Raw genomic sequence first — 21622 nt, forward strand, 5'->3', positions numbered from 1 at the left:
AAGGAAGGCCGCTTGTTCGTGACAAGCGGCCCAAGTCTAGGGAGGAAACGCCTGAGCAAAACAATCGGACCGAAGCCGGATCGTCGCCAAGGAAACGCTCGCGCAAAGCGCTAGCGTACATATATAGGTGCAGCAACTCGCCTTTGAGTTCAATTCCGGATCAATACGGTCTCGGACAACCACTCACGGTTGCGTGAACCAAATGTTCACTTTGGCCGACGGCAATTGTAGGCCTTGCGGAAGCCCGAGGCCTGCGCGTCATCCTCCGAGCAGAACCAGCGGTCCGGCTTGGTGGTCGCGGCATAGCTCGGACAACCCCGCAAATGATAGATGCCGATATTGCCGGTGACCCGCGCCCGCACTGCGAGCTTGCCCTTGATGGCGCAGCTCGGCGGGGCCGTAAGGTCCTCCGGAAACAGGACTGCGCGAATCTCCTTGTCGCGATCGGAGCGGCAGGCGCTGCCGAGCAGCTGGCCGTCCTTCTTGCCAGTGCGGAATTCTTGCGGTGCAATAAAGCAGCCTTTCCAGATACCGGTTGACGCGTTTTTCGCCTCGGCGGCCGCCGGCTTGACGTTGGCCTTGATCGGCTCGCGCGCGATGGCAAAGCCGAGCTTGAGCAGCTGCTCGTTCAACGAGACCTTGTCACCCTCGACCGTGCAGATCGCGCGATGGCGTTTGCCAAAGTTCTTCTCGGGACCGACATCGTCGCAGCGCACGGGCTTGCCACCGATCAGCTTGGTGAGCTGGTCGCGGGCCTCGATGCCGCAGGTCCAGGGATCGGCGTGGTCGTCGATGCAGACCTGGTCCAGCTCGGGCGCGTCGACGCCGTCGAGCCGGTAGGTGACATCGCCGAGCTGGATCGAATTGCCATCCCGAACCGTCGCAGCCGCAGTCAGCGCGGCGGCGGGGCTGGAAGTCATCAGGAATCCGGACAGAGCGAGAAATGAAACAAGCGCGAACGCGTGGGCGGTGGCCAATGAATTCCTCGAGGACATAATTTCTCGCTATCGATTGCTCTTGCCCCTCGTTCCTAGCATCCGGGCGTCGCGAGACCAATGGTCTGCGCTGTGCGAAGTGCGACATTCGCGCGCGAGCCTTTACTCGCCGGCCGCTCTGCCCCTATCGTTTGCCCCGCTTTGTGAGCCGTAATGGCCGAATCGCCCGGGAAGCGGCGAGGGCGGGAGGAAGGCATTTTGAAGAAAGACCCCGTGGACGTCCTCATCATCGGCGCCGGCGCTTCGGGCGCCGCGGTGGCGTGGTCGTTGGCCGAGACCAAGATGCACATTCTCTGCCTGGAGCAGGGAGGCTGGATGAACCCGGCGGAATACCCCAGTACGGGCCGGGACTGGGAGGCCAAGTTCTACGGCGAGTGGTCGTCGAGCCCGAACGTCCGTCGCCGGCCCGAGGACTATCCTGTTAACGACGACAATTCGCCGATCAAGGTCGTCAATTACAACGCGGTCGGCGGCTCGACGGTGATGTACACGGCGCACTGGCCGCGGCTGCATCCCTCTGACTTCAAGGTGAAGACGCTCGACGGCGTCGCCGACGACTGGCCGATCGACTATGACACGCTGACGCCGTTCTTCGAAGAGAACGACCGCATGATGGGCACATCAGGCCTGTCAGGCGATCCGCGATCCCCGCTGACGCATCCGCCGATGCCTCAGCAGCCGCTGGGACTGTCCGGCGCCATCATTGCCAAGGCCATGAACAAGCTCGGCTGGCACTGGTGGCCGTCGGACACGACGGTGGCGACGATGGACTATGAGGGCCGGGCGCGCTGCATCAATCTCGGTCATTGCACACCGGCCTGCGCGCAAGGCGCAAAGTCCTCGACCGACATCACGTATTGGCCGCATGCGATCCGCGCCGGCGTCGAGCTGCGCACGCATTGCCGGGTGCGCGAGATCACCACGGACGAGAACGGCATGGCCACGGGCGTGGTCTATTACGACAAGGACGGCATCGAGCAGTTCCAGCCGGCGCATGTCGTGATCATCGCCTGCAACGGCGTCGGCACGCCGCGGCTGCTGCTCAACTCGAAGTCCGATCGCTTTCCGAACGGTCTTGCCAATTCGTCGGGCCTCGTCGGCAAGAATCTGATGTTCCATCCCTACGCGCAGATCTACGGCTACGTGAAGGAGCCGACCGACTCCAACCGTGCACCGCCGACCTGCCTGTGGAGCAAGGAGTGGTACGACACGGACCTGTCGCGCGGCTTCGTGCGCGGCTATGGCGTCCAGTTCGTGCGCGGGGCTGGGCCGGTGTTCGAGGCTGTGGTCAGCGAGCAGAAGGGTATTCTGCCGTGGGGCGAGGATCATCACCGCGTTTTCCGCAAGCTCAACGGCCATCGGCTGGGCTTCTCCGCGATCTGCGAGGATCTGCCGGAGGAGCACAACCAGGTCACGCTCGATCCCGTGCTGAAGGACAGCCACGGCATCCCTGCGCCGAAGATCAACTACACGATCAGCGAGAACAGCCAGAGGATGATGGACCATGCGCTCGCCCGCGGACGCGAGATCCTCGAGACGGCGGGGGCAACCGACATCTGCGTCAACTCGCCGATCCCCTGGGGCGGCTGGCATCTGCTCGGTACCGCGCGGATGGGCACCGATCCCAAGCGCTCAGTCGTCAACGAGTGGGGCCGCACGCACGACGTCAAAAACCTGTTCATCGTCGACGGCAGCATCTTCGTCACCTCGGGCGGCGTGAACCCGACGTCCACCATCCAGGCCCTCGCGCTCTACATCGCCGACCAGATGAAGCAGCGTCTCGCCAATTTGTTCGACTGAGGCCCTCATGTCTGAAAGTCTTCAGCTCACGCGCGCGCAGCGCGACGACCTCCGCACCGTCGCGGGGATGATCGTTCCCGCCAGTGACGAGTACAAGGTGCCCGGCGCCGACGACGCCGCGATCCAGGCCGATATCCTTGCGACGCTCGGCCGCGACACCAAATTGGTCGCGACGGCGCTGGACCATCTGGCGCGGCTCGCAGGTCGGCCGCTCGCGGAGCTCGAGGCTACGAAGCGCGATGCAGTGGCGCAGGAGTTTCGCAAGCACGGCGGCGCGGCCGCGGCAACGCTCGTTCGCGTCGTTCTGCAATGCTACTATCGCGACGACCGCGTGCTGCGCTCGCTCGGCCTCGAGCTGCGCGCACCGTTCCCCAGGGGCCATGTGCTCCCGGACGGCGACTGGTCGCTGCTCGATCCCGTCAAGGCGAGGGGCGGATCGCTGCGGCGAGCGCCCTAGCCATCTGGGCAGTCCAGCCCGGGGTCCGGGGCAGGCACCTTGCGCGAGAGGGAACAGGCCACCATCTGTGTGAGCCTCAAGGACTCCTACCATGCTGGATTTCACTTCAGACATCGTCGATGACGCGCCGTCATCGCGAACGACAGCGTCTGCTCCGCTCGATGACCGGGCCCTGCTGGACGCCTATTCCAATGCCGTGATCGACGTGACCGACCGCGTCGGCCCCGCGGTCGTGCGTGTCGAGACCGGGCCAAAGGTGCCGAACGGCCGCGAGCGCGGCGGGCTCGGCTCCGGCATCGTGATCTCGCCGGACGGGTTGGTGCTCACCAACAGCCATGTGGTTGGCGCCTCCAGGGAGATCAGGCTGCGCGACGTCGAGGGCAATGTGGGCGACGCCCGGGTGCTCGGCGTCGATCCTGATACGGACCTCGCGTTGTTGCGCGCCAACGGCGTGCGCGACCTGCCTTATGCCGCGCTTGGCAATTCCAAGACGCTGCGGCGCGGTCAGCTCGTGATCGCAATCGGTAACCCGCTCGGTTTTGAATCGACCGTCACCGCCGGCGTGGTGTCGGCGCTCGGGCGCTCGATCCGCTCGGTCAGCGGCCGCACCATCGAGGACGTGATCCAGACCGACGCCGCGCTCAATCCCGGCAATTCCGGCGGACCGTTGGTGTCGTCGAATGCCGAGGTGATCGGCATCAACACGGCCATCATCAACGGTGCGCAAGGCATATGCTTCGCGGTCGCCAGCAACACGGCGCAATTCGTGCTGTCGGAGATCATCCGTCACGGCTACGTTCGCCGCGCCTTTATCGGCGTTGCCGGGCAGACCGCGCCGGTGCCGCGCCGCCATGCGATGCTGGCCGGCGTCGAGAACGAGATGGGCGCGCTCCTTATGCAGATCGAGCCGGATGGACCTGCGGCGAAGGCGGGTCTGCTGCCCGGTGACGTCGTGATCAAGCTCGATGGTGTCGACATCAACGGCGTCGACGATCTGATCCGCGCGCTCGACCGCGACCGGATCGGCCGCCGCCTCGCCATGGACGTGCTGCGGCTCGGCCGCCTGCGGGCGATCGATATCGATCCGATCGAGCGCAAGCCGGCCCGCTAGCGTGGGTGCCCTCGGGCGAGGTATGACGGTGCCATGCGTTGTCCTCGGAAACCCGCCGCATGATGCCGGCGCATGAGACCTACGACGTCATTGTCATCGGCGCTGGCGCCGGTGGCATGACGGCTGCGGCGGTCGCCGCCACCGAAGGTCTGCGCGTGCTCGTGATCGAGAAGACTGCCTTTGTCGGCGGCACCACGGCGTGGTCCGACGGCATGGTCTGGATTCCCGCCAATCCAAAGATGAAAGAGGCGGGGCTGTCTGACAGCATTACGGATGCCGTTCGCTATCTGTCGAGCACGGTGCCTGAGCCGACCAATGCCGGCTTGCGCGCTGCCTTCCTCGCCCGCGGGCCGGAGGCGGTCGCCTGGCTCGAGGCCAACACCGAAGTGCGCCTTCAACCGGTAAAAGCCTATCCGGATCATTATCCGGAGCTGCTGGGCGCGAGGTCGGGGCGTGTGCTCGAGCCGGTCGTCTTCGACGGCACCCGGCTGGGCGCGCATTTCGCGCGACTGCGCGCGCCGATGCCGGAGTTGACAATATTCCGCGGAATGATGGTCGATCGACGTGACATCCTGCATCTGCGCGGGGCCGGAAAATCGCTGCGCCCGACCTTGCGCGCGGCGCGGCTCCTTTCCGGGTACGCGCTGCAGCGGCTGCGCAGCCCGCGGGGAACGACACTGCATCTCGGCAATGCGCTCGCGGCACGGCTCTATGCCTCGCTGCTGACGCGGCGGGTCGAGATCCTCTTTAGCGCCGATGTCGAGGATTTGTCGGTGCAGGGCGATGGCGTCCGCGGTGTGGTGATCCGCCATGGCGCACGTGACCGCTGGATTGCGGCGCGCCGCGGCGTGGTGGTCGCAACTGGCGGCTTCTCGCACGACGCGACCCTGCGCAAGCGCTTCTTCCCGCCTGCTGCTGGATTTGTCTCGGCAACGAACACCTCGGCCACGGGGGATGGTCTTCGCCTCGCGACGGCAGTCGGTGCAGCGCTGAACGTCGACGCGACGAGCCCGGCCTATTGGGTGCCCGTCTCGCTGTTCCGTCGCGCCGACGGCAGCCGCGGCGTGTTTCCGCACACGATCACCGAGCGCGCCAAGCCCGGCGTGATCGCTGTCAACGCCGCTGGCCGCCGCTTCGTCAACGAGGCGCTGTCCTACCACGAGTTCGTGCTCGCCATGCTACGCGATGGCAGTGGCGAACCGGACCGTCCGTTCTATCTGGTCTGCGATCGCCAGTTCCTGTGGACCTACGGCCTTGGTCGCATCAAGCCGTTCACGCGCAATCTCCGGCGCTATGTGGCGAAGGGCGAGTTGATCGAGGCGCCCGACATCGCGCAGCTTGCGGCGAAGACCGGCATCAAGCCGAGCGTGCTCGCCGCGACGATTGCGAGCTACAATTCCGATGCGAAGGAGGGGCGCGATCCCGAGTTCGGCCGCGGCAGCACCCTCTATCAGCGGCATCTCGGTGATATCAGCCACAAGCCCAATCCATGCGTCGCGCCGATCCTTGGGGCACCGTTCTTCGCGCTGCGAATCTACCCCGCCGATCTCGGCACGGCGATCGGCATGAAGGTCGATGCGCAGGCGCGGGTGCTGCGCCAGGACGGCACGCCGATTGCGGGGCTCTACGCCTGCGGCAATGACATGGGCTCGATCATGAACGGGAACCAACCGGCGCCGGGGATCATGCTCGGGCCGGCGCTGACGTTCGGGTATATCGCGGGACGGCATTTGGCGGAGGGGGTGGCAGCAGCGACGAGTCCCACGAAGGTGTCCGTCTGACAATCGTCCCGGCTATATCCGCGTCGTTGCGAGCGTAGCGAAGCATCCACAAATCTCTCGGCGGAGGCAGCCTGGATTGCTTCGCCGCAAGGGCTCCTCGGAATGACGCGTGGAGGGAGACTTGCGTCCCTCACCGCTACTCCGCTGCCGCCGCAAACCGGCTGTTCTCCAGCTCTGCTTCCAGCCGCGCCTTCTCCGCCGCAGCCAGCTTGATGTTGGCTTCCTTGACGTGGCCGAAGCCGCGGATCGTCTCCGGCACGCGGGCGAGCCGCGCCAGCAGCGGAATCTGCTCGGGCCTCAGCCCAACGATCCGCTGATCGATCATCTCAAGGTAATCCGCGACCAATTTCCGCTCGCTGCGGCGCTCCTCGGTGCGGCCGAACGGGTCGAACGCTCCGCCGCGCAAGAATTTCAGCTTTGCTAGAATGCGGAAGGCATGGATGATCCAGCCGCCGAACTCCTGCTTCTGAAGCCGGCCATTCGTCTTGTCGCGCCTCGCAAAAATCGGCGGAGCGAGATGGTACTTCAACGTGAAATCGCCGTCGAATTTCTCCGACAGCTTTTTGGCAAAGCTGCCGTCGGTATAGAGCCGCGCGACCTCGTATTCGTCCTTGTAAGACATCAGCTTGAACAGGTTCTTCGCCACCGCCTCGGTCAGCTCCGTGGACGCCGAGGCCGCGCTCTCCGCCTTCCGGACCTTGGCAACGGCCGCGAGATAGCGACCCGCGTAGGCCTTGTCCTGATAGCCGGTCAGAAATTCCGCGCGCGTCGCGATGATGTCGTCGAGCGACCTAGTCGAAACCGACGCGCGGCTCTTGAACTGGAGCACGCTGCGCACCCGCGACATGTCGTGGGCCGCGAGGCGGCCCCAGGTGAAGGCGAGCTTGTTCATCTCGATCGCGGCGCCGTTGATCTCGATGGCGCGGAGCAGGGCCTCCAGCGACAGCGGGATCGCGCCCTTCTGGAAGGCGAAGCCGAGCATGAAGGGATTGGTCGCGATGCTGTCGCCCATCAGCGCCGCGGCAATGCCTGTGGCGTCGATGATGTCGAGGTTCTTGTCGCCGACGGCGTCGCGCAGCACGGTCTGCATCGCGCCCATCTCGAAATCGATGTCTGGATTTTGCACGAAGCTCGCGGTCGGCTGCAAATCAGCGTTGATATAGGCCCTGGTCGCGCCACGCTCGGCGCGGCTCAGCGCAGTCGGGCCGGCCGAGACGATCATGTCGCAGCCGAGGATGACGTCGGCGCCGCCCGTGGTGATGCGGACCGCCGAAATATCGTCCGGCTTCGGCGCGATGCGGACATGGCTCATCACCGCGCCGTTCTTCTGCGACAAACCGGTGAAGTCCAGCGCCGAACAGCCGCGGCCGTCGACATGAGCGGCCATGCCGAGCAGGGCGCCAATGGTGATGACGCCGGTGCCACCGATGCCGGTGACGAGGATGTTGTAGGGACCGTCAAGCTCACGCGCCGGTGGTAGCGGCAGGTCCGCGAAGAGCTGCCCGGAATCGAGCGCCGAACTCTTCATGCGCTTGAGCGAGCCGCCATGCACGGTGACAAAGCTCGGGCAAAAGCCTTCGACGCAGGAAAAGTCCTTGTTGCAGTTCGACTGGTCGATCTGCCGTTTGCGGCCGAGCTCGGTCTCCAGCGGTTGCACCGAGACGCAGTTGGAGGCCTGCGAGCAATCGCCGCAGCCCTCGCAAACGAGCTCGTTGATGAAAGCGCGCTTGGCAGGATCGGGATAGAGCCCGCGCTTGCGGCGGCGGCGCTTTTCGGCGGCGCAGGTCTGGTCGTAGATCACGACCGTCAGGCCCTTGATATCGCGCAGCTCGCGCTGCACCGCATCGAGCTCGCGGCGGTGATGGATGGTCGCGCCTTGCGGGAAGTAATTGCCCTCAGGGTATTTGGTCGGGTCGTCCGAGACGATCGCGAGCCGCTTGACGCCCTCCGCCCAGACCTGATGCGCGATCTGCGCAACGTTGAAGGCGCCCTCGGCCGGCTGGCCGCCGGTCATCGCCACCGCGTCGTTGTAGAGGATCTTGTAGGTGATGTTGATGCCGGCGGCCGATGCCGCGCGCAGCGCCAGCAAGCCGGAATGCGTGTAGGTGCCGTCGCCGAGATTCTGGAAAATGTGCTTCTCGGTGGTGAAGGGCGACTGGCCGATCCAGTTCACGCCTTCGGCGCCCATATGCGAGATCAGATCGGTGCGGCGCGTCGGCATGCTGAGCGCCATGCCGTGGCAGCCGATGCCGGCCATGGCGCGACTTCCCTCGGGCACGCGGGTCGAGGAATTGTGCGGGCAGCCGGAGCAGAAGAACGGCGTACGCGCGAGCTTGATCTGCGCGCTTGACGTGACGGGATTGTCGAAGGCCTCGAGCCGGGCGAGGCGCTGCTCCAGCACCGGGCTGTGATGCCCGAGCTTGCGCAAGCGCGCCACCAGCGCGCCCGCGACGATCGTCGGCGTCAGTTCGCCTTCGCTCGGGAGCAGCGGCGCGCCGCTTTCGTCGCGCTTGCCTGTGACCGTCGGACGCTTTGAGGCGTCGATGTTGTAGAGGATGCGCATCAGCTGGTCTTCGATGAAGCCGCGCTTCTCCTCGACCACCAGCACGTCCTGAAGCCCTTCGGCGAAACGCTTGGCACCGCTTTCCTCCAGCGGCCAGGTCAGCGCGACCTTGTAGATGCGCAAGCCCAGATCCCGGGCATCCTTGTCGGTAATGCCTAATTCAGCGAGTGCCTGGCGCAGATCGAGATATGCCTTGCCGGTCGCGACGATGCCGAGCCGCGCCGGCTTGGAATCGAGCACGATGCGATCGAGCTGGTTGGCGCGGGTGAAAGCCTGCACCGCCGCCATCTTCGGGCCGAACAGGCGCTTCTCCGCCTCCAGCGGCGGATCGGGCCAGCGGATATTGAGGCCGCCCGGCGGCATCTCGAAATCGTCGGGGAGCACGATCTTGATGCGTTCAGGGTCGCTCTCAATCGAGGCCGAGCTTTCAACCGTCTCGCTGATCGCCTTGAAGCCGACCCAGCAGCCGGAGAAGCGCGAGAGCGCAAAGCCGTAGAGGCCGAGATCGAGGTAATCCTGCAGCGTGGCCGGATTGATCACGGGGATCATTGCCGCAGCGAACACCTGCTCGCTCTGATGCGCCAGCGTCGAAGACTGGCAGCCATGGTCATCGCCGGCGAGCGCCAGTACGCCGCCATTGAGCGAGGTGCCGGCTGCGTTGGCATGCTTGAGCGCATCGACGGAGCGGTCCACGCCGGGGCCCTTGCCGTACCAGATGCCGAACACGCCATCGACCTTGGCGCCCGGAAACAGCCCGACCTGCTGGCTGCCCCAGACGGCGGTCGCAGCCAGGTCCTCGTTCAGGCCGGGGACGAAAGCGATGTCGTGCTGCTGGAGGTGCGACTTGGCGCGCCACAGCGCGTGGTCGTACATGCCGAGCGGGGAACCGCGATAACCCGAGATGAAGCCGCCGGTGTTGAGCCCCTGGCGCCGGTCGCGTTCGCGCTGCAACATGGGCAAGCGGACCAGGGCCTGGGTGCCGGACAGGAATATCCGCTTCGATCCGAGCCGGTATTTATCGTCCAGCTCGACCTGCAACAGCGTCATTTCAGGCGTCCTTGTCTCGTGTCCGGTAGGAATTTTGCGCCACGGAAAGAGCGGCGACTTGCGAAGCGGGTGTTGCCAGTCAAAAGCATGGGGCACCGAAGTCAATATCGCTGGCCGCATCCGTGGCGGGCCTGCTAGTCATGGCTGCCTGCGGAGGAGCCCATGACTGCAAGTGTGTTCAATACTGAGATCACCGAGACCGCCGAGGCCCTGATCGGGCCGTGGCGTCAGCCGCGCCAGATGCTGCACGCGCAGGTGTACGACGCACACGCGTCCATCCACGACGATGCCACCGCGCAGAAGCTCGGGTTCAAGGGTGGCACCATCGAGGGGCCGACGCATTTCAGCCAGTTCGCGCCGCTCGGTGCGCGTCTCTGGGGGCAGGCGTGGTTTGAGAGCGGCTGTCTCTCCGCGCATTATCGCAGCGTCTGCTATGAGGGCGAGGAGGTGCAGGCGATCCTGTCAAAACCTTTGTCCGGAACGAGCCAGTGCCAGATCCAGATGGTGAAGCGCGACGGCACCGAGGTGCTGCGGGGCACGGCGTCGGTCGGTGATCCCGGCAATGCCACAGCGCTCGAGGCGCGCCTGACCGAGCTCAAGCCGCTCGTCGATCCCGTGATCCTGCGCGACGTCAAGGTGGCGCAGACCAGCAAGCGACAGACGGTGCGGATGGCGTTCGATCAGAACATGGGCGACCTCTATCCGTTTTCGCTGAGGCAGAAGCTCGCTGTCATCACCGAGAACTCGGCCTACTATTCGGGCGCCGACAATCCCTGGGGACAAGCCATCATTCCGATGGAGATGCTGAGCGTGCTGTTCCAGTACCGCTCCAAGGAAGATCCGCTGCCGGCGAAGGGGCCGGCCGTCGGCTTGTTCGCCGACCAGGAGATCCGGCTGGTGAGGGGACCACTTTTCGTCGGCGAGGAGTACGAGGTGGAGCGCGAGGTGGTCGCGCTGTCCGGCAGCCGCCGCACCGAGAGCGCCTGGGTGAAGACGCGCGTGTTCGACAAGGCGGGCGCGATGGTCGCAACGATGCTGCTCAACATGGCGACGCTGAAGGACTCCTATGCGCCGTATGAGGAGGAGTATCGGCGGCTGTATGGTGATACTGGCCGCTAAGAAGTGCGCCTCACGGCCGCTCATCCTTTAAGCAAATGCACGTCGCAAAAGCCGACGCACAGGGAATAAGCAGGAGTCGATCTCTGACGTAACCTTCTGAGTGCACAACGATTTCCCTTGCGGCCCTGACGCTCACGCGATTGTACACAATGGCACGGCGCTTGCAGAACTCCTGACAAAGAGAGTTCTCGCGGGGCCTCGTCATGTTGAACTCAACGAAGCCGACACTGGGCGTCATCAGCGCCGAGCCCGAGCCGATCAAGCTCGATTGGTCGTCGACAGCGCTTGTGATCATCGACATGCAGCGCGACTTCATGGAGCCCGGTGGCTTTGGCGAAACGCTTGGCAACGACGTCAGCCAGCTTGCGCGCGCCGTGAAGCCGATCGGTGCGGTGCTGAAGGCCGCGCGCGACACCGGCATGCTGGTGATTCACACGCGCGAGGGCCATTTGCCTGACCTCTCCGACGCGCCTCCTGCAAAGGTCGAGCGCGGCGCGCCGTCGTTGCGCATCGGCGATGCCGGTCCGATGGGCCGCATTCTCATTCGCGGGGAAGCCGGTCACGACATCATCCCCGAGCTTTATCCGCTCGACAGCGAGGTCGTGATCGACAAGCCCGGCAAGGGCGCATTCTACGCCACCGAGTTGACAGACGTGCTCGAGAAATACGGCATCGAGAACTTGCTGGTGTGCGGTGTCACCACGGAGGTATGCGTCAACACCACCGTGCGCGAGGCCAATGATCGCGGCTATCGCTGCGTCGTCATTTCGGACGGCTGCGCGTCCTATTTCCCCGAATTTCACGAGATGGGCCTGAAGATGATCAAGGCCCAGGGCGGCATCTTCGGCTGGGTCGCAGACTCGGCCGCAGTTCTGGAGGCGATGAAGATTTCGACCACATAGGGGTATGACCATGAGCACGTTGAAGGGGACGGCCGCCAAATCTGAGATCGACAAGTCCGAGTTCAAGCCGGCACTTTGGACATCGGGTGACTGGAACGCGTTTTTCGGCTTCGGCACCAACATCCTCGTCAACATGCTGGTGCTCACGGGCTTGCTCCGCTTCGTCCTGAAGATGCCTGACAGTCTCGTGTTTGGCCGTATCCTGCCCGCGCTCGGGCTGATGATGTGCCTCTCCACTTTCTACTACGCATACCTCGCCTATCGGCTCGCGCAGCAGACCGGCCGCAGCGATGTCTGCGCGTTGCCGTCCGGCGTCAGCGTGCCGCACATGTTCATTGTCACGTTCGTGATCATGCTGCCTGTTACGCTGAAGACCGGCGATCCGCTCAAGGGCTGGTCGGCGGGGCTGGTCTGGGTGTTCTTCCAGAGCTTCATCCTGATGATCGGCGGCTTTATCGCACCATTCATACGCAAGATCACGCCACGCGCGGCGCTGCTCGGCACGCTTGCAGGCGTCTCGCTGACCTTCATTGCGATGCGCCCGGCGCTCGAGATGTACATGACTCCGCAGATCGGTCTGGTCTGCTTCGCCATCATTCTGGTGAGCTGGTTCGGCGGCGTGAAATATCCGAAGAGCGTTCCGGCCGGTCTGATCGCGATCGTGGTCGGCATGATCATCGCATGGGGCTCGAACCTGTTTGGTCTCGGCCTCGGAGGATTGAGCGTCAAGGGCGTCGGTGATGCCTTCGCCAATTTCGGCTTCTCGGTGCCGATTCCTGCGGTGAACTACGTCTTCTCCGGCTTCGAATATCTCGGAGTCATCCTGGTGACCGCGATTCCCTTCGGCATCTATGATCTCGTCGAGGCCATGGATAACGTCGAGAGCGCGGAGGCCGCGGGCGACGAATATCCGACCACGCGTGTGCTGACCGCCGACGGCGTCGTCAGCCTGATCGGCTGCCTGATGGGCAATCCCTTCATCAACGCGGTCTATATCGGCCATCCCGGCTGGAAGGCGATGGGCGGCCGGATCGGCTATTCGGCCGCAACCGGCATCATGGTTGTGGTGCTGTCCTGGTTCGGTGTCATTTCGGTGCTGCTGGCGCTGGTGCCTGTCGTCGCGATCTCGCCGATCCTGCTCTATATCGGCATGTTGATGACCGCCCAGGCGTTCCAGACCACGCCGTCGAAGCACGCGCCCGCCGTGGCGCTGGCCTTTACACCGCATCTCGCCGCATGGGCCAAGCTCCAGATCGACACCATGCTCGGCTCGACCATGAATGCGGCGGCTACCGTCGGCGGCATGGCCGCCGACAAGGCCGCCGCAGTGAAGAGTGCAGCGATTGCCGCTCTGCCGCAGCAGGGCGTGTTCTATCACGGGCTCGAGGTCATGGGCGGCGGCTCCATCCTCGGCGGGCTCATTCTGGGGGCGATCGGCGTGTTCATCATCGAGCGTGACTTCGAAAAGGCGTCAGCCTTCGCACTCGTCGGCGCGGTGCTGACCTATTTCGGCTTCATGCATGGTGAAGCTGTTGGCATCGGTGGCGGCTTCGGTGTGACGCCCGCGGTGGCGTTCGCCTATGCCGTGATGGCAGCGGGCCTGTTCGCAGCCAGCAAGCTCGGCGCCACCGAAGACTATGGTGCGCACCCGGAGATGCAGGCCGCACCGGCGGAGTAGCGGAGGCAAAACATAAAAAGCAGCCGGGCCATGTTTGATCGCCCGGCTGTTTCATTTCTAACCCCCCTTGACGGCGCCTGCCGTAAGCCCGGCCACGATCTGCCGCTGGGCGAACACCGTGAGCAACAGCACCGGGAGGGTGACGATCAGCGCGGCGGCGGCAAGCGGGCCCCAGCTCAGCTGGTCGAACGAGATCATGTTGTAGACGGCGACCGGCAGGGTACGGGTCTCGCGTCCGGCCAGCACGATGCCGAACACAAAATTGTTCCAGGAAAAGATCACCGCGAGAATGAAGGCGACCGCGATGCCGGGCTTGGCGATCGGCAGCGCGACATGCCGGAACACCTGCCAGCGCGTGGCGCCGTCGATCAGCGCGGCTTCTTCCAGCTCCAATGGGGTGGTCTCGAAATAACCGATCATGATCCAGATCACGATCGGCACCGTCACCACCAGATGGATGATGATTTGCGGCACCAGCGTGCCGAGCAGTCCCAGCCATTGAAACAGCAGGAATAGCGGGATCAAATAGGACAGGCCGGGCGTGATGCGGGCGATCAGGATCACGATCGCGGATTTGTGGGCGGCCATGCGCGCGATGCCATAGCCGGCGGGGACGCCGACCATCAGCGCGAGCGCGGTCGCGCTGCCGGTAACGATCAGGCTGTTGAAGAAGTAGGTGACGAAGCGGTTGGAGGCGAGCACGTCGGCATAGTTCTTCCAGGCGAAGTGCTCGGGAATGAACACCGGGGGGTAGGCCGCATTGTCGACCTCGAATTTCAGCGAGAGCGACACCATCCAGAGAAAGAATAGGATCGCCGGCGACACGATGACGAGCACCGCGAACCACAGGCTGATCTTGCCGATGATTTGACGTGGTGTCATGCGTCGCTCGCGATTTCGGTCCACAACATACGCTGGCGGGCATAGAGCATTATCGCCGCAAGCAGGACGATCAGCAGGAAGAATACGACCGCGATCGCCGAGCCGTAGCCGAGGTCATAATAGGTGAAGGCGACGCTGTAGAGATAGATATTGATCGTCTCCGACGCCGTTCCCGGCCCGCCCTGCGTGATCGCGAAGATGACGTCAAAACTCTTCACCGCGTCGATCATGCGGATCATGCCGGCGATGAACAGGAACGGCATGATCAGCGGCAGCGTGATGAAGCGGAACACCTGCCAGAGATTGGCGCCATCGATCTGCGCGCTTTCATAGGGCTCGGTCGGTATCGCGGCGAGGCCGCCGAGCACGATCAGCATCACGAGCGGCGTCCATTGCCAGGTTTCGACCAGCACCAGCGACGGAATGACGGTTGCCGGATGAAATACCCAGAGCTGCGCCGGGATTCCGACCAGCGACAGCAGATAGTTCAGTATGCCGAGCTGCGGGTGGAACATCATGGTCCAGACCAGCGCGATCGCCACCGGCGTCGCCATCATCGGCATGATGAAGATACCGCGCAGAAAACCGCGTCCGGCGAATTTCTGGTGAAACACCACAGCCGCGAAAGTGCCGAACACGAGCGGCAGCAGCACGGACAACACAGTGTAGACCAGCGTGTGTCCGATCGCCTCGATGAAACGGGGATCGCTGGTCAGCCGCAGATAATTGGAGAATCCGACGAAGGTGGTCGGCGAGCCGACCTTCCATTCGTTCAGGCTCATCCAGATGGTGAATACCCAGGGGAAGATGATGATCGCGAGCACGACGAGCAACGCCGGCACCACGAACGGCCAATAGGACGGCGGCCGCAGCTCTTTCTCCGGCCCGGCATCAAACCGTGCCGCGGCCGGAGTCGATTGTGTCAACGCACTCACGCCTTTTCGCTACGCTCCAGGATCGGACGAAATTGATCGTTCGCTTTCTTCAGTTCGGCTGCGGGATCGGCGCCGGACAAGGTTGCAGTGAGCGCCGCGCCGACGATGTCGCGGAATTCGGCAACCTGGATCACGACGGGAAGACCAAGCTTGCTGATCTTGCTGGAATCGATCACCGACTGCAGCCATTCCTTCGGCATCTTGACACCGCTCTGGACCTCGGCATCGCCAAGGATCGAGTTGCGGAACGGCACGCCGCCGCCAGCCTGCAACAGCCGCGCGCCTTGCTTCTTGGAAACAATCCACTGGCAGAGCAGATAGGCGGCTTCCTTGTTCTTGCTCGCAGCGGGAATGCCGACGCCGTCGCCATAGGTTGCCGAATATTGGCCCTTCGGTCCGGCCGGCACGACGGTGTAGCCGACCTTGCCGACCACGCGCGATGCGGCCGGATCTTCCAGCGGCGGCGCCCAGCCGACCCCGTCGATCCACATCGCCGAACGTCCCTGCGTGAACGAAGCCATCGACTCCATCCAGTTGAAGCCGGCGACGCCGGGCGGCGCGACTTTCGTCAGCAGCGTTTGATAGAGTTTGGTCGCGGCGACCGCTTCAGGGCCGTCGGTCAGGATGTTACCCTTGGCATCGAGGAATTCGCCGCCATAATCGAGGAAGAAGTTGGTCCACAAGGTCATGTTGGCGTTGCGTAAACCCCGCCCGACGAATCCGTAGATTCCCTCCTTGGGGTCAGTGAGCTTCTCCGCAGCCGCGACCATCTCGTCGAGGGTCTTGGGGACGGCCACGCCCTTCTTCTGGAAGAGCTCCTTGTTGTAGTAGAGGATGAAATAATCGACCGACCAGGGCAGGGACAGCATCTGGCCCTTCTCGTTCTTGGCGTATTGCAGGCCGGCGGCCGAGAAATCGCTCTCGACGAGGTCGGGCGCCGTCAGCGTCGGGTCCTTCATGAAGGGCGTCATGTCGGCGAGCCAGCCGGCCTTCTCGAACTGCCGCTTCTGCACGTGATAGCTGAGATGGACGACATCGAAGCTCGGCCGGCCGGAGGTCAGCTCGATGACGCATTTCTGGCGCTGCTGCTGCTCGGGAATCTGCTCGGATTCGACCTCGATACCGGTGAGCTCGGTGAATTCCTTGACGTATTTCTGCAGATTATCGCCGCGTGGGCCCTTGGCGAGGATCACCTCGAGCTTGGTCCCGGCATATTTCTTCCAGTTGACCTCGGCGCGCGCCGGCAATCCTGTCAGGCTGAGCGCGCCAGCTGCCGCGGTGCCGGTCAAAAGCGTACGGCGCGAGATTTTGTGGTCAGCCACGTTAATTCCTCCCTGTGACTCAATTTGGGGGGATACTAGCGACCGTTCGACGCCTGCCTAGCCCTAATTTGGGCGTTACGGTCGCACCGCCGGCGTTTCCATCGGCATTCCGCGGGCCCGCGACATCAGATAGAGTTCGAGCGCGACCAGCTCGGGCGCGCCGTACTCGTAGGCCTGGGCACGGACGCCGGTCATGCGGCTGCGCAAGCGCCGCTCCAGCGATGCCAAGCTCTGCCATTCCAGGCGATACAGCGGATAACCGGTCGGCTGCGCTTGCGTGATCGGCGAGCCCGCGAGGTGCTTGTCAAAGTTGTCGTCATGGCAATTGGCGCAGCTCAGGTTGAGCTGACCTTCGCGCTGCCTGAACAGATTGCGACCCTGCTCGACGAAACGCTTAAGCTGCGGATCGTCGCCTGCCGTGATCGCGATTCCGCGAGACTGATGGGCAACGAAGGCGGATAGCGCCAGGATGTCGCGGCTCTCGTAGGGCAGCGGGCTCGCCTGCTGCTGATCCGTGCGGCAGAGATTGATGCGTTGATCGAGCGTGACGGGCCGCCCCAGCGCCTTGTCGAAGGCGGGGTAGCGCGCAGCGACGCGGCCGACGAATAGCCGTTGTCGCCGATCCATTCGAACTCGAACTTGCCGCTCTCCATGGCTACCGTGAAGAAGGACAAATAGGGATTGGCAGCGATCGCCGGAAACAGGTCGGCGCGGAAGATCTCGGTGCCGTTGTAGCGGCAGCTGAAGCTCGTGATGATATCGCGTGCCACCACTGCACCGTCCATGGTGTGGCGTCAGCGTACGAATCTCGATGATCTCGCCGCGTTTGGCCTTCGAGGGAACGTTGATGAGCGCGGCCATCAGTTCATCTCGTCAGTGCAGGCGGGTGTCCGGGTTGAAACGCGAGGCGTCAACCATTCGAAGCCGCAACTGGCTCACCGTCCAGCGGTTCCCGGCGCCGGTGAGATCCGGCGCGAGGTCAGGTGGCGCGGCCGCCTTGCGACAGGGCGATGCGTTCGATCATGTCGCCGTAGAGCTCCTTCCATGCCCTCGCGAACAGCCGCTGTTGCGAGAAATTGTCCTTCGCATCGAGAATCAAGATTTTGGAGCGCGGCTTCTTCGTTTTCAGATAATGCGCGCGGTGACGCCCTTGCGGACATAGTCTTGCGAACTGCGGATGCCGCGGCTGCCGCCGGTCGAGAAATCGCCCCAGACGCGCTTGCGGGCGACGCTCTGGCCAGGTGTCGGAGATTCGGTCGTGACTTTCGACCAGTCGCATTCGAGCTCCTCGGCAACGAGCTGGGCGAGGCCGGTGAGTGAGCCTTGGCCGCGATCGTGTGGATCGCTTCGCGCACCTGCTGGAAGGTGCCGCAGTCGCAGATATTGGTGATGGCCTCGTCGATGTCGGCATCGGTCGGCTTCGGCTTGTCGTTCAGCAGTGCCGCCACGGCCATGATCATGCCGCTCTGGCAAGAGCCGCATTGCGGAACGTCCTTGGCGATCCAGGCCTGCTGCACCTCGTGCAGCGTGCCGCCGGACGCGAGTCCCTCGATGGTGGTGATCTTCTTGCCCTCGGCGGCGTATCCGGCTCGACGTCGAGTGTGAAGGTTTTTCCGTTGATTGTTGGGTTTGCCATCGCACGTCCCCTGATTGGCCCATCCACCGATGGACCCAGCGGCGCAATGTGTCCGCCAGACTGGAACGGTTCAAATCAAGAGTCTGACTTCACCGCCAGCCGCAGGAAGCTCATGACACTGCCGAGTGCGGCAAAGCCTGCGCCCAACGTCAGCGCCACCGCGGCGCCGTTGTGGCCCGCCATGGCAAAGCAGGCCGCGGCGAGCGCAGCACCGGTCGTCTGCCCCGTCAGTCGCGCAGTTGCGACGATGCCCGAGGCGCTGCCGCCGCGATGCGGTGGCGCACTTCCCATGATCGCCTTCATGTTCGGCGCCTGGAAGAAACCGAACCCCATGCCGCAGATCATGATCCGCCAGACGATGTCAGGGATGCTCGGGCTCGCCGGAAGCCATGCGAGCAGCGCCATGCCGAGGCCGAGCAGAATGAGACCGATGCCGCCCAGCAGGCCAACCGGATGGCGATCGGAGAGGCGGCCCGCGATTGGCGCCATGACGCCGACCACCAGCGGCCACGGAGTCATGAAGAAGCCGGTCTCGACCTGCGAGCGTCCGAGCACGTCCTCGAAATAGAACGGCAGCGAGACGAAAGCGAGGCCTTGCACCGCGAAGGAGCAGACCGCGGTCGCCGCCGACAGCGCGAACATCGGCCTGGCGAACAAATCGATCGGCAGCATCGGCGCGGGATGATCGGCCTGACGCCGCGTCAGGACGAAGGCGAGTGCGAGCGCCGTGACGAGCTCGACGGCCACGACGAGCGGCGACATATCGTGCGCGGCGCTGCCGATGCCGGTGATGAACAGGCCGAGGCAGGCGGAAGCGAGCAGCGCGCCGAGGAAATCGAAGCCGTGATCGGCGCGCGGCGTCTTCGGCAGCATCGCAAGGCCGATGCCTGTTGCGACGAGGCCGAACGGGATGTTGACCGCGAACAACCACGGCCATGGGCCGACCGCTAGGATCGCAGACGCAATCGAGGGACCGAAGGTGAAGGCGGTTGCGACCACCAGCGCATTGTGGCCGAAACCGCGGCCCTGCATCCGGCCGGGATAGACGAAACGCACCAGCGCCGTGTTGACGCTCATGATGCCGCTGGCGCCCAGGCCTTGCAGCGTGCGTGCGACCAGCAAACTGTCCAGCGACCACGCCACTGCGCAGAACAGCGAGGCGATGGTGAACAGCATGAGACCGCCGAGATAGATGCGCTGGTGCCCGACGATCTCGCCGAGCGCCCCGAGCGGCAGCAGCGTGGCCACCAGCGCGATCTGGTAGACGTTGACCACCCAGACCGACTGCTCCGGGCTGACATGCAGATCCGCGGCAATGGCGGGCAGCGCGATGTTGGCGATCGCGGTGTCGAGTGAGGCCATCGCCAGGGCCGTGAAGATCGCCGCGATCGCCCAGCGGCGCTGCTCGGCCGGCAGGCCATCGGCTTTGGGATGATCGGGCTCGCGCGCAGCGGCAGGTAACGTGATGGTCATGCCTTGCGCTTGCTCCGGCGATCTGGCCTCGACGATCTCTGGCGTCTACTACGCTTGCGGCGCCTTCCACAGGCATATGCTTGCATGCATTGTATGCGCGAAGGTCGGGCGCCGCGATCGCGGAGACATTGCAGGCGGCGTGAGCCGCGCGCCCGAAAACAACCCCATGCACCGTAGAAGGCCCCTTGATGGAGAAGGGGTTTTTCAGCCGGCTCGGTTGCGACCTCCGCGGCGCCGGATAAGTTGACACGTCGGGCAAAACACCGGCACGATGTCATCATGGCGGCAAAGCCAGCTGGTGCGGAGCGGCCACTGGTCTCGCGAGGCTAGTCGATGATGTTGTTGATGCCCTCCGCCTTCAGGCGGGCGAGATTGTCGGTCATCTGCTGCAGCCGCTCGGGCGCATGGCCTTGCCACCGCGTCACCTCGGCAATCACCCGCAGCGGATCGCGGGAGCGATAGGACAGCGTCGGATTGCCGGGAAACTTCTTGTCCGTGACGTTCGGATCGTCGACCATCGGCCCGGTCGGCTCCACGACGTAGATCCGCCCCGGCCCGCTGCCTGCGGCGAGCTCCGCGCCCCAGATCGCGGCGTCCAGCGTGGCCGTGAAATAAACCCAGGACAGCGGCTCGATGTCGGTGAAGTTGGAGGCGTGGCCGACGACGATGAGGTCGCCGGGTTTCAAATCGGCGCGTGTGCCGTGGAAGAACGATTGCGTGAACATGGTTGCGGCAGTCGACATAAGGCGATTCCCAAATTCGTGGCGCGATCTCACAGCGAAAGGGAGAGGGTCGTGCCGTCACGACCAAGCCCAACACGACAGCGAGCACCCGCTGCACCTAGATGCCGCCGGCGGAATGCAGAGGCAATTCCACAATAGCTCTCACCGAACGGCGCCAAGCCGGGCGGGATTATTTTGCCGTTCGCGATCTACCGATGCAACAGATGTCGATGTCTGCCAGTTGGACTGGATCGCCGGTACGGATTTCGGGCATCAGTGACTGAGGGTGGTGCACGATCGCGCCTGTCTCATGCGGTGAATTCATGTGCCAGCAATGCGACGATGGTCAAGCTGGCGGATCTGCCTCAAGCATCGACAGCACGACAATCCCGTCTTCGAGCTCTCCTGAAGCAAGGCGCGCACGCGCCACACGCTCGAACTCGGTCCGATGCTTCTGCAGGTAGCTCAAAGCCTGCTTCTGCGTGGCAAACGTCGTTGCGAGCCGGCACATCTGCCGATTTGCGCCGAAGGCGAGAAAGAAAATGATCGTTCCGCCGTCCGATTTGATTCTACGCACCATCCGCGCTTTCCGGCATGTGACGGCCCACGGATTCCGTTGAAGGGCTTCGAAGATGACTATCGCGGCGGTTTTCTCGATCGCTTCCTGGGCGCGGGCGCCGCGAGGTATGCTGAAGAACTGCGTCCGCCGCTTCCTTGGCCTCGCGCGCTTCTCGAAGCCGCGCCATGTTCGCGCGGACGGCAAGGGCCTGCCTTTCGACATCAGCCAAAGCCTGCGCTCCCTCTTCGGCGGCCAAGCGCTTGCGGTCGGAACGCGCAATAGCCTCAGGCGTAGGCCCGGCCGATTTCCTGGCGCTCATCGTTCATGCTGCTCCTCGATAGAGGAAACCCGCTCGATCCGAAGATCAAGCGGGCTTTGACGCCGTTCCAGTACATCCGTGGAACGGAGCCACGATATCAAGCCAGCGAGAGATTTTCAGCGCTGACTTTGCCTCGCATTTTGTCGGTCTTGGCCTCGAAATTGACTTTCTGGCCTTCGGCGAGGCCCGCCAGGCCTGCTCGTTCGACCGCGCTGATGTGCACGAACACATCATTGCCGCCGTCGTCCGGCTGAATAAATCCGAAGCCCTTCTGGCCATTGAACCACTTAACGGTGCCTGTCGGCATTCTCTTCTCCAAAG

General features: G+C 63.9%; 16 protein-coding genes and 6 pseudogenes. 7 read left to right on the forward strand and 15 right to left on the reverse strand.

What is annotated here, in order from left to right:
• Positions 1 to 206: 206 nt before the first annotated feature.
• Complete coding sequence (locus tag BM222_RS07485) at positions 207 to 995, reverse strand: thermonuclease family protein (RefSeq protein ID WP_092227630.1); 789 nt, start codon at positions 993 to 995, stop codon at positions 207 to 209.
• 153 nt (positions 996 to 1148) lie between these two features.
• Here BM222_RS07485 and BM222_RS07490 point away from each other — a divergent pair, with 153 nt between their 5' ends.
• The 4 genes from BM222_RS07490 to BM222_RS07505 all read left to right on the forward strand — a co-directional run bounded on the left by BM222_RS07490 (position 1149) and on the right by BM222_RS07505 (position 6144).
• Positions 1149 to 2795: a GMC family oxidoreductase gene (locus BM222_RS07490; protein ID WP_092227631.1), complete on the forward strand. Its 1647-nt coding sequence runs from the start codon at positions 1149 to 1151 to the stop codon at positions 2793 to 2795.
• Between the two features lie 7 nt (positions 2796 to 2802).
• Positions 2803 to 3252 carry a hypothetical protein gene (locus BM222_RS07495; RefSeq protein WP_092227632.1) on the forward strand — a complete coding sequence of 150 codons (450 nt, stop codon included), beginning with the start codon at positions 2803 to 2805 and terminating at the stop codon, positions 3250 to 3252.
• 91 nt (positions 3253 to 3343) lie between these two features.
• On the forward strand, positions 3344 to 4363 hold the full coding sequence (locus tag BM222_RS07500) for a S1C family serine protease (RefSeq protein ID WP_092227633.1): 1020 nt from the start codon (positions 3344 to 3346) through the stop codon (positions 4361 to 4363).
• 59 nt (positions 4364 to 4422) lie between these two features.
• Positions 4423 to 6144 carry an FAD-dependent oxidoreductase gene (locus BM222_RS07505; protein ID WP_092227634.1) on the forward strand — a complete coding sequence of 574 codons (1722 nt, stop codon included), beginning with the start codon at positions 4423 to 4425 and terminating at the stop codon, positions 6142 to 6144.
• 136 nt (positions 6145 to 6280) lie between these two features.
• Here BM222_RS07505 and BM222_RS07510 read toward each other — a convergent pair whose 3' ends face one another.
• Positions 6281 to 9754 (reverse strand): indolepyruvate ferredoxin oxidoreductase family protein, encoded by a 3474-nt coding sequence (locus tag BM222_RS07510; RefSeq protein WP_092227635.1) that lies wholly within the window; start codon positions 9752 to 9754, stop codon positions 6281 to 6283.
• A 162-nt stretch (positions 9755 to 9916) separates the two neighbouring features.
• Here BM222_RS07510 and BM222_RS07515 point away from each other — a divergent pair, with 162 nt between their 5' ends.
• The 3 genes from BM222_RS07515 (at position 9917) to BM222_RS07525 (ending at position 13453) form a co-directional block, all read left to right on the forward strand.
• The gene (locus BM222_RS07515; protein ID WP_092227636.1) at positions 9917 to 10873 is read left to right on the forward strand and encodes a hypothetical protein; all 957 of its coding nucleotides are present in this window, start codon (positions 9917 to 9919) and stop codon (positions 10871 to 10873) included.
• Between the two features lie 203 nt (positions 10874 to 11076).
• On the forward strand, positions 11077 to 11775 hold the full coding sequence (locus BM222_RS07520) for a cysteine hydrolase family protein (protein WP_092227637.1): 699 nt from the start codon (positions 11077 to 11079) through the stop codon (positions 11773 to 11775).
• Positions 11776 to 11785: 10 nt separating this feature from the next.
• Positions 11786 to 13453: a regulator gene (locus tag BM222_RS07525; RefSeq protein ID WP_092227765.1), complete on the forward strand. Its 1668-nt coding sequence runs from the start codon at positions 11786 to 11788 to the stop codon at positions 13451 to 13453.
• Positions 13454 to 13510: 57 nt separating this feature from the next.
• Here BM222_RS07525 and BM222_RS07530 read toward each other — a convergent pair whose 3' ends face one another.
• The 13 genes and pseudogenes from BM222_RS07530 to BM222_RS07590 form a co-directional block, all read right to left on the reverse strand.
• Entirely contained in the window at positions 13511 to 14335 is an 825-nt protein-coding gene (locus BM222_RS07530; RefSeq protein ID WP_177243057.1) for a carbohydrate ABC transporter permease, read from the reverse strand.
• Entirely contained in the window at positions 14332 to 15270 is a 939-nt protein-coding gene (locus BM222_RS07535) for a carbohydrate ABC transporter permease (RefSeq protein WP_092227639.1), read from the reverse strand. Before BM222_RS07535 ends, BM222_RS07530 begins: the two co-directional genes overlap by 4 nt.
• The gene (locus BM222_RS07540; RefSeq protein ID WP_177243058.1) at positions 15267 to 16592 is read right to left on the reverse strand and encodes an ABC transporter substrate-binding protein; all 1326 of its coding nucleotides are present in this window, start codon (positions 16590 to 16592) and stop codon (positions 15267 to 15269) included. The genes BM222_RS07535 and BM222_RS07540 overlap by 4 nt, the downstream gene beginning before the upstream one ends.
• 75 nt (positions 16593 to 16667) lie before the next feature.
• Positions 16668 to 17186: pseudogene (soxA, locus tag BM222_RS07545) on the reverse strand (sulfur oxidation c-type cytochrome SoxA); the annotation flags it as partial.
• Positions 17171 to 17453 (reverse strand): annotated as a pseudogene (locus tag BM222_RS07550) (thiosulfate oxidation carrier complex protein SoxZ); the annotation flags it as partial. The pseudogenes BM222_RS07550 and soxA, both read right to left, overlap by 16 nt.
• A 24-nt stretch (positions 17454 to 17477) precedes the next feature.
• Positions 17478 to 17573 (reverse strand): annotated as a pseudogene (locus BM222_RS41920) (cytochrome c family protein); the annotation flags it as partial.
• A 1-nt stretch (position 17574) separates the two neighbouring features.
• Positions 17575 to 17730 (reverse strand): annotated as a pseudogene (locus BM222_RS41925) (cytochrome C); the annotation flags it as partial.
• Positions 17721 to 17927 (reverse strand): annotated as a pseudogene (locus tag BM222_RS41930) (hypothetical protein); the annotation flags it as partial. The pseudogenes BM222_RS41925 and BM222_RS41930, both read right to left, overlap by 10 nt.
• A pseudogene (locus BM222_RS41935) lies at positions 17921 to 18163 on the reverse strand ((2Fe-2S)-binding protein); the annotation flags it as partial. The pseudogenes BM222_RS41930 and BM222_RS41935, both read right to left, overlap by 7 nt.
• A 140-nt stretch (positions 18164 to 18303) precedes the next feature.
• Entirely contained in the window at positions 18304 to 19701 is a 1398-nt protein-coding gene (locus tag BM222_RS07570) for an MFS transporter (RefSeq protein ID WP_092227641.1), read from the reverse strand.
• A gap of 326 nt (positions 19702 to 20027) precedes the next feature.
• Complete coding sequence (gene arr / locus BM222_RS07575) at positions 20028 to 20444, reverse strand: NAD(+)--rifampin ADP-ribosyltransferase (protein ID WP_092227642.1); 417 nt, start codon at positions 20442 to 20444, stop codon at positions 20028 to 20030.
• Between the two features lie 325 nt (positions 20445 to 20769).
• Complete coding sequence (locus BM222_RS07580) at positions 20770 to 21003, reverse strand: hypothetical protein (protein WP_092227643.1); 234 nt, start codon at positions 21001 to 21003, stop codon at positions 20770 to 20772.
• A gap of 395 nt (positions 21004 to 21398) precedes the next feature.
• Complete coding sequence (locus BM222_RS07590) at positions 21399 to 21608, reverse strand: cold-shock protein (RefSeq protein WP_008134109.1); 210 nt, start codon at positions 21606 to 21608, stop codon at positions 21399 to 21401.
• Between the last annotated feature and the right edge of the window lie 14 nt (positions 21609 to 21622).

Origin of the sequence: Bradyrhizobium sp. Gha (assembly GCF_900113735.1) — a bacterium.
GTDB lineage: Bacteria > Pseudomonadota > Alphaproteobacteria > Rhizobiales > Xanthobacteraceae > Bradyrhizobium.

Excerpts from the sequence above, each read along its gene's own strand:
- BM222_RS07485 (WP_092227630.1), bottom strand. The coding sequence starts at position 995 with ATGTCCTCGAGGAATTCATTGGCCACCGCCCACGCGTTCGCGCTTGTT.
- BM222_RS07490 (WP_092227631.1), top strand. The coding sequence starts at position 1,149 with ATGGCCGAATCGCCCGGGAAGCGGCGAGGGCGGGAGGAAGGCATTTTG.
- BM222_RS07495 (WP_092227632.1), top strand. The coding sequence starts at position 2,803 with ATGTCTGAAAGTCTTCAGCTCACGCGCGCGCAGCGCGACGACCTCCGC.
- BM222_RS07500 (WP_092227633.1), top strand. The coding sequence starts at position 3,344 with ATGCTGGATTTCACTTCAGACATCGTCGATGACGCGCCGTCATCGCGA.
- BM222_RS07505 (WP_092227634.1), top strand. The coding sequence starts at position 4,423 with ATGATGCCGGCGCATGAGACCTACGACGTCATTGTCATCGGCGCTGGC.
- BM222_RS07510 (WP_092227635.1), bottom strand. The coding sequence starts at position 9,754 with ATGACGCTGTTGCAGGTCGAGCTGGACGATAAATACCGGCTCGGATCG.
- BM222_RS07515 (WP_092227636.1), top strand. The coding sequence starts at position 9,917 with ATGACTGCAAGTGTGTTCAATACTGAGATCACCGAGACCGCCGAGGCC.
- BM222_RS07520 (WP_092227637.1), top strand. The coding sequence starts at position 11,077 with ATGTTGAACTCAACGAAGCCGACACTGGGCGTCATCAGCGCCGAGCCC.
- BM222_RS07525 (WP_092227765.1), top strand. The coding sequence starts at position 11,786 with ATGAGCACGTTGAAGGGGACGGCCGCCAAATCTGAGATCGACAAGTCC.
- BM222_RS07530 (WP_177243057.1), bottom strand. The coding sequence starts at position 14,335 with ATGACACCACGTCAAATCATCGGCAAGATCAGCCTGTGGTTCGCGGTG.
- BM222_RS07570 (WP_092227641.1), bottom strand. The coding sequence starts at position 19,701 with ATGACCATCACGTTACCTGCCGCTGCGCGCGAGCCCGATCATCCCAAA.
- arr (WP_092227642.1), bottom strand. The coding sequence starts at position 20,444 with ATGTCGACTGCCGCAACCATGTTCACGCAATCGTTCTTCCACGGCACA.
- BM222_RS07580 (WP_092227643.1), bottom strand. The coding sequence starts at position 21,003 with ATGGTGCGTAGAATCAAATCGGACGGCGGAACGATCATTTTCTTTCTC.
- BM222_RS07590 (WP_008134109.1), bottom strand. The coding sequence starts at position 21,608 with ATGCCGACAGGCACCGTTAAGTGGTTCAATGGCCAGAAGGGCTTCGGA.